The organism is Spirosoma migulaei (assembly GCF_054776855.1).
On record NZ_BAAHBG010000045.1, the window covers coordinates 38,873 to 53,813 of the forward strand.

The window sequence follows — 14,941 nt, forward strand, 5'->3', positions numbered from 1 at the left end:
CATGACTGAAGTAAGGTTAGAAGCTGGCACGTAACATAACCCCCATTGTACGGAAAGATGGGTTGTTACCAGCGTTATTGATGTTATCCGACCATTTCGTACCCACGTTGGTTTGCTCAGCATCCAGGTCTTTGATGGTTCTATAGATAAAGAACAGGTTACGACCAAATACGGACAGGGTCAGGTTCTGCGTGCCAATTTTACGGGTGATGCTGGCCGGAATCCGATAGCCTAACGAGATCTCCCTCATTTTGACGTAGGTGTTTTCCTTCACATACAATTCATAGCGCGAACTGCTGTACTGAGGACCACCCCAGTTGTACGTACTGTTGTAATAAACAGCCTGCGAAACAACGTTGGTATTGGCTTCGCCAGTTGGCAGTACGCCGTCCATCAACATACCATCGTGATAGACTACCTGGCCGCCTGGTCCGGCAGAAGCCGTCGTCTGAACACCTTTGCCATTTGCATCGATATAATAGCTCAGACCACCGTGTTCAGCATCCATAGCCGTAAGGCTTTCTTCCGTCAGACCCCTTGATGTCAGCCAGTTAATACCTGTTGGCATAATAGAGCCACCGTAGCGAAAGTCAACAACTACGTCCAGATTAAAGCCTTTATAGCTAAAGTTATTCAGCAAACCACCCGTCAATTTCGGCATGGCATTGCCCGCCTTGATCCAGTTGTTTCCATCCAGTTGATAGATACCGTTGGGGCCAACTACGTTCTTGCCATCGGCATTTTTCAGGATACCATGGACGTAAATATCACCCATTGGCTGCCCAACTGTAGAGCGTAACTGAGCAGCATTACCGTCGTAGTCGGCGTGTAACAGTTCAGTCGAATTGTTGGTCAGTTTTTCTACCTTGTTGCTGTTTTTAGCCAGGTTCAACGTCAAATCCCAGTTCAATCCATTCGTGCCTGTGCTCCGTATCGGTGAGATGTTCAACGCCAGTTCCAGACCCTGGTTTCTAAGCGTACCGATATTGGCCAGAACCGACTTGGCACCCGAACTGGCGGCAATGGTTAAGGGCAGAATCTGATCGACGATTTGTGCATTGTAATAAGACAAGTCGACACCCAGGCGATTTCTGAAAAGCCGGGCTTCCAAACCGAATTCAAACTCATGCTTCTGCTCAGGGCGGATTTTGTCATTGCCGTAGTCACTGCTGATGTTGGTATACAGAACTGAGCTACCACCCGCCTGCTGTAAGCTCAGGCTTCCCTGATTATAGGCATTGTTGGCGCTGTAGATAGCTGGATAGTTACCCACAATACCCCACGAAGCCCGCAGTTTAGCGTAGCTGATGGCGTTGGGTAATCTAAATAAATCACTGAACACCAGGCTCGAGTTTACGGACGGATAAACGAACGCATTATTACCCGGTGCCAGCGTTGATGTGCGGTCACGACGGATCGTCCCTTCAACAAAGAAGAAGTTTTTATAATCAAAGTTTACCGTACCCAAAAAGGCATCCCGAACGTAGCGGTCACGGGTGTTACTACCGTTTGCGGTATTCACAGAAGCCGAGACATCAAAGAAATTTTCGGTACTCAATCCACCGTTGGTTGACCGTTGTAGTAATGTATTCAGCGTCTTGTTGGCCGTATAACCACCTCTGGCCGAAACGGTCATATCTTCGTTCAACTTCTTGGTATAGTTAAGCAGAACGTCTGTATAGACATTACTATAGAAGTTGTTGCTCATCGAGAAGGAACCGGAATAACCAAAAGCCAACGGCTTATCACTACGTTGCTTATCTTCCAGCCGCTCCGAGGTAAAGTCCGTTCCAACCCGGCCACGAAGCGAGAGGTTGTCCAGAATATTCCAGGTCTGCGTAACGCTGGCGATTACCCGGTTGCTGTACTCATCGTAAGTGTTGGCGCGGGTGCTCCATACGTAATCACCAATATCCGTTTTGAAACCATTCCGAATGATGTTCTCGGCAGGGGTTAAGCTCTGGTTCGTTCCAGTCACGTACTTATAGCCCTGGCTCGTCTGATATTTATTGAAATACCAGTCGGCCGATTCAAACCGGTTCATCATCCCCGTAAAGTTGTTGATCATGCGATCCACTTTGTAGGGGCGGTTATGCGTATACTGGTTGACGTAGTTAACCATCAGATCCGTTTTCAGCTTTGGGTTGATATTAAAGCTGGCATTCAGGTTCATGATGTTCTTTTCGTTTTTCGCGCCATAGCTAATCATTCCGTTATCCTGGCGTGTGTACGAAAAGCGCAGGTTTGAATTCTCCGTTGCTTTCGAGATTGCCAGGTTAATGTTTGCACTGTGGGCAGCCTGGAATAAATTAGCGTAACTGTTGTTGGAGGGTAAATAAGGTCGAACTACTCCATCAAAGGCCATAACCGGCTGGCCATCAAACTTGGGGCCGAAGTTGACCGTAGCCCCGAGCAATCCACGTGTGTCGCCTTTTCCGTCACCATCGGTGTCGTAGGAGATGAATCCGTTGGCATCCTGCCCACCATCCGCATAATTTTTAAAGTAGCCGGGACCTCTTACGTTCTGATAACGTGGCAGATAGGCAATTTTATCTTCGCTATAACTCGCGCTGAAATCTACACCCAGGCCTTTTTTGCCTTTACCCGTTTTGGTAGTCACCAGGACCACGCCGTTCACCGCTTCGGAGCCGTAAAGCGCAGCCGCCGAAGCACCTTTGAGAATAGAGATGTTTTCAATATCGGCCGGGTTTAGGTCAAGCAGGCCATTCCCACGAATACGCTGGTCACCCCAATAATCATTGTTCCGTACTTCACCATTCCGAATGGGGATACCATCCATGACGATCAGTGGCTGTGTATTACCAGTAATGGAAGCCAGGCCCCGGATGCTGATACTTACAGCACTGGTTGCGCCACCCGGCGTAGCATTGATGGTTACACCAGGAGCTTTACCATAAAGTGCCGTGGCAAAGTTTGGTGATGCCGTTTTAATCAGGGCATCATTCTTAACAACAGCCGTAGCGTAGCCTAATGCGCGCTCTTCCCGTTTAATACCCAGAGCCGTCACAACAACTTCATCAATTGAGGAAGCATCTTCGTCCAGCACGATGTCAACAGTAGCTCTGTTTTCGACTGCAACTTCCTTGGTTTTGTAGCCAATGAACGAGAAGACTAATACTCTGTTTTTGGCAGCGGCAATCGTGTATTTTCCGTCCGTATCTGTAATGGTACCCGACGTGCTGCCTTTTACCACAATAGAGACACCTGGTAACGGCTGACCATCATTGCTTGCAGTAACCCTACCCGAAATCGACTGAGCCAATGCGGGCGTGCTTATTATCAACAGTAGGATAACAAGCCTCAGTAAATCTTTTGCCATACAATAATCTGATTAAGCTTAAGTTAGAGAAATTTTATACAATATTAATAAATTTCTTTAACCCCACATCATAAAATAAAATTTTTTAAAATATTACTTTATAGTTGGCTTACTCACATAAGCAGGCAGGTATTTGTGACGACATGTGTCCTTATCAAAAAAATAAATACGTAAGGAGGATGAACAGATCGTGTTGAGTGTTTATACTTAGATCTGTTTGTTAAGTCGTGTGCCCCGGTTTAATTTGTCCATTACCCGAGACGGCCCAGAAGGTTTTCTTTTTAAGTCGTTATCAGTAGTTATCCAATCAGGAAATTGCCCGGCAACTGGACTTATCCCCCTAAAACTGTTGAATACCATTTATCCAGAGCGTTGCGCCTGTTGCGTGTGCAGGTAAAAGATTATATCCTGTCATTATCGTTAGTCATCTACGCGTGTTTTTTAGCTGACCTTTTAGCAGTAAACACGCAAAATTGTTAACCACAGAGGCACAGAAAGTGAACCCATCACGGCACATATGGAAATATCCCAACCTGCCTACTAGCTGATTTATGTCTTATTTTTGTTAGATTTATTGATACAATTCGCGTCTGTAGTACGCGAATTGATTAGCGAATAACTGAGGTGGACGAACAACAACTTTGGAAATCGTTTCAGACGGGTGATGAGGACGCCTATACGCAACTTTACCAGTTGCATATTCGGGCTATGTACCGCTATGGCATGAGTCTGGTGTCGGCATCCGAAGCCTTCGTGCTGGATTCTATTCATGATGTGTTTACAGAAATCTGGGTAAAACGCTCGCGTCTGACTACCCCCGACAACGTTCGGTCTTACTTACTCAAATCCCTCAAAACCCGAATTATCCATCAGCTCGAGCGCAAAGAGCGCCCTTTCCAGTCGTTAACCGAAACCGACTTCGACACGCTCTGGGATGAACCAAACGATCTGGAAATTCTGGAAGAACTGGAAGCGGCCACCTCCCGCCAGCAACGTCTCCAGCGACTCATTGCCCAGTTGCCCCCGCGCCAACAGGAAGCCCTCAAATTGCGCTTTGTCGAAAATATGGATTACAACCAGATCGGGGAAGTATTATCAGTCAATCAGCAATCGGCTAAAAATCTGGTTTTTCGAGCCGTTGAGAAGCTTCGTGGCTGGATTGTTCTCCCCTTTTTAACTTTTTTCCATTTTTTTTAGGATTAAGTGAGTACGTTTTTCAAAAATCGTCATCTACTGACAAACCCGGTAGATTGTGCGACCCGCTTACGAGACCTTTTCATCCGCTGATTTTCTAACTGACGACTCGTTCGTTACGCATCAGCTTATGCCCACGCCCCAATCGACGGTCTTCTGGGCGAACTGGCTTGATCAACATCCGCATCGGTACGCACACTGGCAACAGGCCGTTGATTTACTAAAGGCCGTTCGCCTGGGCCTCGACGACTATGCCCAAACGCAGTTGTCGGAGGAGACCATCCATGCGTTACTCAGTCGAATTAAACAGACGAATGCACAGCAGGAAACCCGGATCGTTGAGGTGCCGAATCGTCGCTGGGCCAGGATGGGATGGGTTGCCGCAGCCTGTGTGCTCCTCGCGCTGGGAGTTGGTTTCTGGTTCCAATTGACGAAAGCGGTAGAGTCTCCTTACGAAAAACATCTCACCGTACTTAAACATGCATTCACTGAAACGATAAATACGACAACGCAACCTCAGTCGATTCATCTGGCCGATGGCTCCGACGTTTCTCTGGCTCCCGGAAGTCGATTGAGTTTCGCAGCTGATTTTGGGAAGCAAACCCGAACCGTCTATTTGTCAGGCGAGGCTACGTTTGAGGTCACTAAAAATCCACACAAGCCCTTTTTGGTCTACGCAAACGAAGTGGTGACGAAAGTGCTGGGAACGAAGTTCATCGTTCGGGCATTCGAGAAAGAAACCGAAGTACGTGTTGACGTTCAATCCGGGCAGGTATCCGTTTACCGCGATCTGGCTCAAGCACCCCAAACGACAACTGCATCCGCTGATACCAAAGGCGTTTTGCTGCTGCCCAACCAGCAGGTTGTGTTCTCCCGGCAAACCGAGCAATTTAATAAGACCCTCGTCGATTCGCCCCATATCCTGGCTACGGTAAAGAAGCAGCCGGTTCACTTTTCGTACGACGAAACGCCTATTGCTCGGGTGTTTCAGGATTTAAAAGACGCCTACGGAATCGACATTCGCTTCAATCAGGAAGCACTGGTCCATTGCCAGTTAAGTGCATCGCTGGAAGCCGAGTCATTCGAACAGAAGCTGGATATTATTTGCAAAACAGTTGGGGCCACCTACGAAATTCTGGATGGTCAGGTGATTGTGAACGGAGGAAATTGCCAGTAAAAAATCTTACTAACCCTAAAGCTAACCTTAACCTGTATGCTATGAATCTGTAATTATTCGCTACTGCTCCCCAATTTTTCGTGAAAAGCCAATGGTGGGACAAGCACCATTGGCTGGATTCTTCCCCTTAGGTGATACGGCCCGATTCAGGCTGACGGGGATTGTTTTGCCCGATTTTTTTGCAAACCGAACTGACAAATCAAAACTATGAAAAAACCTACTCCTTTTATAGTAAGGTGTATGAAAATTACCTGTGTACAAGCCTTGTTGGCAGTGCTGTTCATGAGTGCATCCTGGGCCACCGACGTAACGGCCCAGGAGCTACTGGATCGACGGCTCAGCCTGACTGTTCGAAACGAGAATATTAAAGCCGTTTTGCGGGATATTGAAAAAATGGCGGACGTCAAATTTTCGTATAGCCCGCAGATCGTACCGGCTAAACGCCTGGTGTCGTTCTCGATGCAGAACACAACCCTGCGGGAGGTACTGGAAAACCTACTATCTCCGTTACGGGTGAGCTACAATGTGTCGGGTCAGCAGATTATCCTGACCCGTGTTCCGAATGACCCTTCTGTAGGGCTCACTCTCCCCACGCCCACCGAACAGCCCCAGACTGTTCTGGAACCCGAACGGGTCGATCGGGCTGTAACCGGCGTAGTAACGGATGAGAAAGGTGAAGGGCTACCCGGTGTGAGCGTTTTGCTGAAGGGAACGCAGACCGGCAGTGTAACGGATATTAATGGCCGGTACTCAGTAAATGTGCCCAATAGTGGCGGCACGCTGATTTTTTCCTTCATTGGTTACGTGTCGCAGGAAGTGTTGATTGGTAATCGGTCAGCTATAGATATCAAATTAGTGACAGATATTAAGTCACTGAATGAGGTGGTGGTGGTCGGCTACGGTACACAGCGGAAGAGTGATATTACGGGTTCGGTAGCGTCGGTTAGCTCAGAAGCCCTGCGTGAAGTGCCCGTTGCCAACCTGCAACAAGCCCTTCAGGGGCGGGCTGCGGGGCTTGAAATTCAGCAGATTGGCACCAAACCGGGTGCGGGTGCACAGATTCGTATCCGGGGTGAACGCTCCATCAACGGCTCCAACGATCCACTGATCGTACTGGACGGAATTCCCTTTGAAGGCGGCAACCTGAATGACATTAACCCCAATGAAGTCGAATCGGTTGAAGTGCTGAAGGATGCCTCAGCGACTGCCATTTATGGTTCGCGCGGAGCCAACGGGATTATTCTCGTTACGACCAAACGCGGGAAGGCTGGCCCCGCCAAACTGACGGTTAACTCTTATTATGGCGTTAGCACCGTAGCCCGGCGATACCCCGTTTATAATGCCGATCAGTACCGTGCACTGCGGGACATTTCGGTCTTCAACGGTGGCTACATGCCCGAAGAACTGGAGTCAATCAAGACCGGACGCACCACAGACTGGCAGGATTTGATGTACAAAAACGGCTTTATCAGCGATAATAGTCTGGGTTTGTCGGGCGGCACGCAAGACACGCAGTTCTCGCTCGCGGGTGGTTATTTTAAGCAAACAACAGTGTTGCCCGGACAGGACTTTACCCGCTACTCCCTGCGCGCCACCATCGACTCCCGAATTGGCAAACGCTTTAAACTGGGCCTGAATACGCTGAACACCCTGGGCATTACCAACGGCGATCAGTTCGTAAACCCCATGTTCAACATCCTGTCGCTGAGCCCACTAATGCCCGCTTATGACGCCAATGGCGGTATCGTGAAAGCCCCGGCGGGTAACGTGGATGATCAGGCTAACACCTACAGCCCGTTGTTGCTATTCAACAACAACAATAACTGGGTTGACCGGAAACGTCGTCTCCGTACCTTCAACAGCCTGTATGCTGAATTTCAGATCATTGATGGATTAAAATACCGGTTGAATCTGGGTCTGGATTATCGGCAGGAGCAACAGGCTCAGTTTCAGGGAGCCGACAGCTATTTCCGGGTGAAAATGGGCAATACAGCCAGTGTCAATAACATCGAAGGCTTCGGCTATACCATTGAAAACCTGCTGACCTATGATAAAACCATTGCTAAAAAACACCGGATCAGCTTAACGGGCCTATACAGTCGGCAGGTTGACCGCACGTACAACAGCTACGCAAAAGTCGACTCGATTGACCAGGATTTTATCCAATTCTACAATCTGGGTCAGGCAAAACAATCGGCAACAAATCGGCCAACACTAAGCGGGAGCGAATCGACCTGGGGACTTATCTCCTATATGCTGCGGGTAAATTATGCCTACAATGATAAGTACCTGCTTACCATAACGGGACGTCGGGATGGGTCTTCGCGGCTGGCTAATAAATGGCACAACTACCCGGCGGTTTCGCTGGGTTGGAATATTGCCAACGAAGCCTTCATGAACCCCATTAAAGTAATTACCAACCTGAAACTACGGGCTGGCTGGGGCGAAACCTCGAATCAGGCCGTTGCCCCGTATTCCTCGTTGGGTGGGGTGACGAATACCATTGCGAACGGCAACGTGAACGTGCCAATTCTGTACAACTACGGCACCAGTATCCAGAGTGGCTATTATGTAAACGCAGCCCCCAACACTGCCCTGGATTGGGAATACACCCGCACAACGAACATCGGTCTGGATTTTGGCCTCTTTGGCAATCGCCTGACGGGTTCGGTTGACTACTACAATGCCCAAACGTACAACATTCTTTATGGTCTGGCCCTGCCGTCGTCGTCGGGGATTCCGGGCAACTTCGTGACCAACATCGGGAAGATGGAGAACAAGGGGCTGGAAATAACGTTGAGCAGTGTTAACGTTCGAACTCAAAGCGGCTTTACCTGGTCGACGGATCTGAACCTGTTCTTCAACCGAAATAAGTTACTGAGTCTGAACGATGGGTTTGTGCGAAACATACCCAATGGTCTGCACGTAGGGCAACCACTCTCGGCGATTTATGATTACGATAAACTGGGGATCTGGCAGATCAACGAAGCCGCCCAGGCCGCTACATTTGGTCAGGTACCGGGTCAGATTAAAGTACGGGATATCAGCGGACCCGATGGCAAACCCGACGGCAAGATCGATGCCGACAACGACCGGACCATCATCGGGAGTGGCCAGGCTAAACTACAGGGAGGTCTGACCAACCGATTCACGTATAAAGGTTTCGACTTTTCATTCGTTGCCTACGCCCGTATCGGAGGCACGCTTGTCAGCGGTGTTCACCAGCCTTATGCGGGTTACCTGGCTATTCTGGATGGCCGTCGGAATCAGCTAGCTGTCGATTACTGGACACCAACGAATCCAACGAATGCGTTCCCGATGCCCTCGTCGCAAATAACACCGCCCAACGCCAGCAATGCCTGGTCAACGCTGGGGTATTATGATGCATCGTTCGTCAAAATCAGAAGCATCAATCTGGGCTATACGGTCACCACGAACGTACTGAGTCGGTTAGGCGCACGCTCTGTTCGGGTTTATGTGCAGGCGCAGAATCCATTTCTGCTGTTCTCGCCCTACGTCAAAGCGGGTGGCGTTGATCCAGAGCCGACCGGCACGGGTACCAATGGGTTTGTGCAGAGTGGCGGAAACATCCCGAACCGGGCGCTCACCATTTCGCTGAATACCCCGCCAACCCGCTCCTTCATCGTGGGTGTCAATCTTGGTTTCTAATTCCTGAACAACAAATCCTGACCATGAAAACGAAGTATAAATTAGCTGTCGTTCGGTTGCTGACCCTTGCCTTACTCGGCTTGCCATTCGGTTGTAAAGACGATATTCTGGAAGAACAACCCTATACCGTATTTACAACGGATTATTTTAAATCGGCCACTGGCCTTCAAAGTGCCGTTACGGCAGCCTATGCGGGCCTTCGCTATGATTTCGGCCCTATCGGTGCCTTAGACATTTCGAATATGGGCACCGATGAGTGGACCATGGGCGACCAAAGTCTAACAGGCGATGCGTTTCAGGAAGGAACCTACGGGCTGAATTCCAATGATGGGGCGATTCAAACGCCCTGGAACCGAAATTATTGGCACATCAATCTGTGCAATGCAGTAGTCGATTTTGCGCCAGAAGTCCAAATGGATGCCGCAGCCAAAACAGTCCTGATTGCCGAAGCCCGGTATTTACGAGCCCAATTCTACCTGTTACTGGTGCAACAATTCGGGGCCGTTCCGGTCAATCTGGGATCGGGTGATCTGAAATTCAACACAACCCCGACAACGGCATTCTATCGGTTACCGCTGAATGATGTGCTGGTGAAAGATTACCAGGCGATGATCGATGATTTGATCTATGCCAGTGCCAACCTGCCCATTACCCGACCTTCGGGCGCTTTCAAACTATCACAGGCGGCTGCGCTCCATATGCTGGCGAAAGTCTATCTGTTTCGGGGCTATTCGACGGTAAAACAGGGCAGTGATTTTCAGAATGCGTATGACACGGCGAAAAAACTGATCAATGGACAGTCGACCTATGGAACAGCCTTGCAGCAGGATTTTGGTAAGGTGATGGAAGAAGGCAATGATTATAATTCCGAAATCATGTTTTCGGTAGAACGGATGCCACTCAACAACGCAGCCAATGAATCGCCCAGCCCAAGCACGGATTTTGCCAACAAAGTAAACCTGGCCAACAATCTGTTCAACATGAACTACCAACAGGCAGTCCCCGGCAATTACCCGTACGTACCGCTTGCCGGAAAGACCATTTTCACCAGCCGCGTATTGCAATACGGTCGGCCATTGCGCCACTTCGCGCCCACCAAATGGCTGCTCGAAACCGCCTTTGCTGATCGGGGGAACGATAGCCGTTTCGACAACTCATTCCGCATGGTCTGGAAAGCTGATACCTACGATGCCGCCGGTACCGATGCGTATAAATCGTACGTATCGACCATCAACAGCTATGGTCTGGCCATTGGCGATACCGCGATTTATCTAACTAACACAGATAAAAAAGCGGATTCGCTGAAAGCCTTAGCGGGTGCCCAGCAAAAGAAGTATTTCGTCGTTGGCCCCTCGCAGTTTTTCCTGCCTTCGAACCGGACGCTGAACGTGTATCCGAATCTGAAAAAGTATGATTCCAAACAGCGCGCCAACTTCCAGGACGCATCGGGCCGTCCCTTCCCGGTGAGCAAGTTATCGGAAACGTATTTGCTGGCGGCAGAAGCGGCTATGCAAACGGGAAAATCGACCGAGGCCGTGGATCTGATTAACGTATTGAAGAAACGCGCGGCTTACCGACCAGGCCTTACGACAGCGCAGGTGGATGCACGCTATGCTCAGATCAAAGTAAACTCAGCCTCGCAGATAACGCTCGACTACATCATGGACGAACGCACCCGCGAACTCTGTGGCGAAAGTCTGCGCTGGCCTGATCTGGCGGTACGGGGTATTCTGGTGGATCGGCTGAAAACCCGCAACCCAGATGCCGCTCCCAAAGTACAGCCGTTCCACATGCTCCGGCCCATCCCCCAAAGTCAGCTCGACGCCTTGCAGGACGCCAACAAAGCACAATATCAGAATCCGGGGTATTAAATTAATGGATAATGAATAATGTAAAATGCACAATAATTAACATGCTCATAATCGGTATGTCATCCATTTTACATTATTCATTATCCATTATTCATTCAATTTTAAATATTCATGCAAAAGACATATCTCCTTCATATACTGGCACTTGGATTGAGTGCGGGATTGATTTCCTGTAGCAAGCCCGATGCCGTAGGCACCCTGAATCTGGGTAGCTTTTCCGATACCAGCGGGACCTTAAAAAGCGCGACCAGTGTCCCCATTGGTATCGCTATTGATTATACACCCTTTGTGAACGATGCCAAGTATCGGGGCACCATAGCCCGCGAGGCCAAAACTGTCACTTTCGGCTACCAGATGAAACACGGTGCGCTGGTGCAGAACAACGGGACGATAAACTTCAGCCAAGCTGATCAACTTTATGATCTGGCAACGGCTGCCGGGCTTGATGTATTTGGCCATACGCTGGGTTGGCATACGAACCAAAATGCCACTTATCTGAAGACGCTCACGGCGGGTGCCAGTTCGGCGGGTGCGCCTAACCTGTTAACCAATGGCGATTTTGAGCAGGGAAGCGGCAGCAGTTTCACGGGCTGGTCGGCCTACAATGGTGGATCGTCCATGTCGGCGGGTTCGGGTGCTGAGGTGCACGGTGGGACCCGGTCGTTCAAGGCAACGGTTACGGCGAGCGGGCAACCCTATAGCGTTCAACTGGCTAGTACCGCATTCACGTCTACCGTAGGTAGCTCCTATAAAATTTCGTTCTGGATCAAGGCGCAGGCTGCCGGTGGAAAGATGCGTCTGTCAACAGCACCCAACGCGCAGTACAGTGCTGATTATACCGGTATTGGTACCGATTGGGCGCAGTATAGCTGGACAATTACGGCGAATGCACCTGCTACTCAACTTGTCCTGGACGTCGGCAGCACGGCCAATACGTATTACATTGACGATATAACCATCACTGATCCGAGCGTTTCTGTCCCGGCAACGGGTGCTGAGATTGCAACACGGGTCGATAATGCGCTGAACGACTTCATTACCAAAACCGTAACCCATTACAAAGGCAAAGTAAAAGCCTGGGACGTGGTCAATGAACCGATGATCGATGGCTCGGGGGCACTGCGGACCAACACCAATACCACCCTACCCAACGGTGCCACCGATTACTTTTTCTGGTCGCAGTACCTGGGGCGCAACTGGGCGTTGAAAGCGTTCCAGTACGCAGCCGCAGCCGATCCAGCAGCGGAGTTGTACATCAATGAATACAATCTCGAAGCCAGCGGTACCAAACTCGATTCGTTGATTGCCTATGTAAACGAGTTGAAAGGCAAAGGCGCTAAAATCTCGGGCATTGGCACCCAGATGCACATCAGTACCAATACATCCTATGCGGGCATTGACAATGCGTTTCAGAAACTGGCGGCTACCGGACTGAAGGTTCGGGTTTCGGAACTGGACGTTCGCGCAAATCCGCTGGACAAGGCAGATTTCGATCCAAAGCGAAACCCACAGGCTTTTGCGTATCAGGCCGCTATGTACAAGTACGTGATCGACTCCTACCTACGCTATGTTCCGGCAGCTCAGCGGGCGGGTATCACGATCTGGGGCGTCACGGATGCGGATAGCTGGATTGTTCTTCAGCAGAAAAAGATCGACACCCCCCTTTTGTTCAATGCCGATTACACCAAGAAACCAGCCTATTCGGGTGTGTTGCAGGGATTGAAAGGGCAAGCGAATTAAGCATATTAACTTAATTATTTTGATGGTGTTTTGTCATTCCGACGAAGGAGGAATCTCAAGTGGATTAATAGTCAATCTTGAGATGCCTCCTGACGTCGGAATGACAAAAAAATGCTCATTTTTGACCGAAATAGAAAAATATAAGCCGTTTCAAAGTCAATCCGTTCTCTCCCCCACCGATGATCCACCGTTGTTTCCAATTCATCTTCCTTTTCCTGACACTATCGGCTTTTGCCCAGCCTCCCCATCTGCAAAAACAGGGAACGGCAACGCAACTAATCGTTTCGGGAAAACCCTTCCTGATACTAGGTGGTGAACTCGGTAATTCGAGCGCATCGGATATGGCGTATATGCAACCGATCTGGCCGAAGATGCAGCAAATGCACGTCAACACGGTACTGGCACCCATCTATTGGGAATTGCTGGAGCCTCAGGAAGGAAAGTTTGACTTTACGCTGGTCGATGAATTGATTAAAGATGCTCGGCAACATCAGATCAAGCTGGTCTTTCTGTGGTTCGGGGCCTGGAAAAACAGCATGTCCTGCTATGCGCCAGCCTGGGTCAAAACCAATACGAAACGGTTTCCTAGAGTTCAGACGAAGAGCGGGAAGGCCGTTGAAATTCTGACGCCATTTGACAAAAATACCCTTGACGCAGATGTAAGCGCATTTAGTGCGCTCATGCGTCACATTCGTGAAACCGACGAGCGGCAACAGACTGTCATCATGATTCAGGTTGAAAATGAGATCGGGATGCTGCCCGAAGCCCGGGATCACTCGCCGTTGGCAAACGCTGCTTTTGAAAAACCCGTCCCGGCAGCACTGATGCAGTATGTACAAACGAACAAAGCATCGCTGGCACCCGCCATCCGAACCGCCTGGCAAGCCAACGGATCAAAAACCAGTGGTACCTGGGAATCGGTATTCGGCAAGAGTCTGGCCACCGACGAACTGTTTATCGCGTGGTACTTTGCCGTGTACACCAATCAGGTAACAAAAGCGGGCAAGGCCATTTATCCGTTACCGATGTTTGTGAATGCGGCCCTGAATCGCCCGAATGTCAAGCCCGGCGATTATCCCAGCGGTGGGCCCCTACCCCACGTTATCGACGTCTGGAAAGCGGGCGCACCCGCACTTGATTTTCTCTCTCCCGACTTTTATAATCCCGATTTTAAGTACTGGAACGATCTGTATACCCGTAAAGACAATCCGCTGTTTATTCCGGAGATTCGCTTTGAACCGTCCGATGCCGCTAAAGTTTTTTACGCCATTGGGCATTATGAAGCTCTGGGTTTCTCCCCGTTCTCGATTGAATCGACAGAGAAGCCCGCCGAGGAGCCGATTGCAAAAAGCTATACTATTCTGTCTCAACTCACTCCCCTTATTCAAGCCAATCAGGGTAAAGGTGTCATGAACGGAATGTTGTTTGACAGAAAGACGGCTATTGATACCATCCGGCTAGGTGGCTATACGTTTATCTGCAAACACGATTACACCCTGGGCTGGTCGCCGAAAGCAAAGGAGGATGAATGGCCAATGACGGGTGGCCTGATTATTCAAACAGGGCCTGACGAATTTACGGTGTCGGGAACAGGTATAGTCATTACCTGTACGTCCGATAAGCCCGAAGCACCCAATGCGGGAATTTTGCAACTGGACGAAGGAACGTACATCGACGGGAAGTGGAAACCGGGTCGGCGACTGAACGGCGATCAGGATCACCAGGGCCGTCATATCCGGATTCCAACCGGGGAGTTTGGGATTCAGAAGCTGATGCTGTATCGATATTAGGGGCTGCTCTGGTAGCTAAATTCGGCTCGTTATTTATATTCACACAATTTATTATGAAAATAATGCAACCGATTGCAAATCAAAACACTATTTATGATATTTGTACTAATGTAAGTAATAATAGTATTATTGAGTAGATCGTGTTCGAAAAACACTTTTA

General features: G+C 49.5%; 7 protein-coding genes. 6 read left to right on the forward strand and 1 reads right to left on the reverse strand.

Annotation, left to right across the window (positions count from 1 at the left end):
* Window positions 1-16 precede the first annotated feature (16 nt).
* A complete protein-coding gene (locus ACYVGO_RS36850) occupies window positions 17-3,340 on the reverse strand; it encodes a SusC/RagA family TonB-linked outer membrane protein (protein ID WP_142770734.1) in 3,324 nt (1,107 codons plus the stop codon).
* A gap of 624 nt (window positions 3,341-3,964) precedes the next feature.
* Here ACYVGO_RS36850 and ACYVGO_RS36855 point away from each other — a divergent pair.
* The 6 genes from ACYVGO_RS36855 (at window position 3,965) to ACYVGO_RS36880 (ending at window position 14,781) form a co-directional block, all read left to right on the forward strand.
* Entirely contained in the window at window positions 3,965-4,537 is a 573-nt protein-coding gene (locus ACYVGO_RS36855) for an RNA polymerase sigma factor (RefSeq protein ID WP_142770733.1), read from the forward strand.
* Between the two features lie 55 nt (window positions 4,538-4,592).
* Complete coding sequence (locus tag ACYVGO_RS36860; RefSeq protein WP_460973809.1) at window positions 4,593-5,711, forward strand: FecR family protein; 1,119 nt, start codon at window positions 4,593-4,595, stop codon at window positions 5,709-5,711.
* A 240-nt stretch (window positions 5,712-5,951) separates the two neighbouring features.
* Window positions 5,952-9,380: a TonB-dependent receptor gene (locus ACYVGO_RS36865; protein ID WP_460973810.1), complete on the forward strand. Its 3,429-nt coding sequence runs from the start codon at window positions 5,952-5,954 to the stop codon at window positions 9,378-9,380.
* Window positions 9,381-9,403: 23 nt separating this feature from the next.
* On the forward strand, window positions 9,404-11,251 hold the full coding sequence (locus tag ACYVGO_RS36870; RefSeq protein ID WP_142770730.1) for a RagB/SusD family nutrient uptake outer membrane protein: 1,848 nt from the start codon (window positions 9,404-9,406) through the stop codon (window positions 11,249-11,251).
* A gap of 111 nt (window positions 11,252-11,362) precedes the next feature.
* Window positions 11,363-12,991 carry an endo-1,4-beta-xylanase gene (locus ACYVGO_RS36875; RefSeq protein ID WP_460973811.1) on the forward strand — a complete coding sequence of 543 codons (1,629 nt, stop codon included), beginning with the start codon at window positions 11,363-11,365 and terminating at the stop codon, window positions 12,989-12,991.
* Window positions 12,992-13,170: 179 nt separating this feature from the next.
* A complete protein-coding gene (locus ACYVGO_RS36880; RefSeq protein ID WP_460973812.1) occupies window positions 13,171-14,781 on the forward strand; it encodes a GH35 family beta-galactosidase in 1,611 nt (536 codons plus the stop codon).
* The last annotated feature ends 160 nt before the right edge of the window (window positions 14,782-14,941 follow it).

Excerpts from the sequence above, each read along its gene's own strand:
- ACYVGO_RS36850 (WP_142770734.1), bottom strand. The coding sequence starts at position 3,340 with ATGGCAAAAGATTTACTGAGGCTTGTTATCCTACTGTTGATAATAAGC.
- ACYVGO_RS36875 (WP_460973811.1), top strand. The coding sequence starts at position 11,363 with ATGCAAAAGACATATCTCCTTCATATACTGGCACTTGGATTGAGTGCG.
- ACYVGO_RS36870 (WP_142770730.1), top strand. The coding sequence starts at position 9,404 with ATGAAAACGAAGTATAAATTAGCTGTCGTTCGGTTGCTGACCCTTGCC.
- ACYVGO_RS36865 (WP_460973810.1), top strand. The coding sequence starts at position 5,952 with ATGAAAATTACCTGTGTACAAGCCTTGTTGGCAGTGCTGTTCATGAGT.
- ACYVGO_RS36880 (WP_460973812.1), top strand. The coding sequence starts at position 13,171 with ATGATCCACCGTTGTTTCCAATTCATCTTCCTTTTCCTGACACTATCG.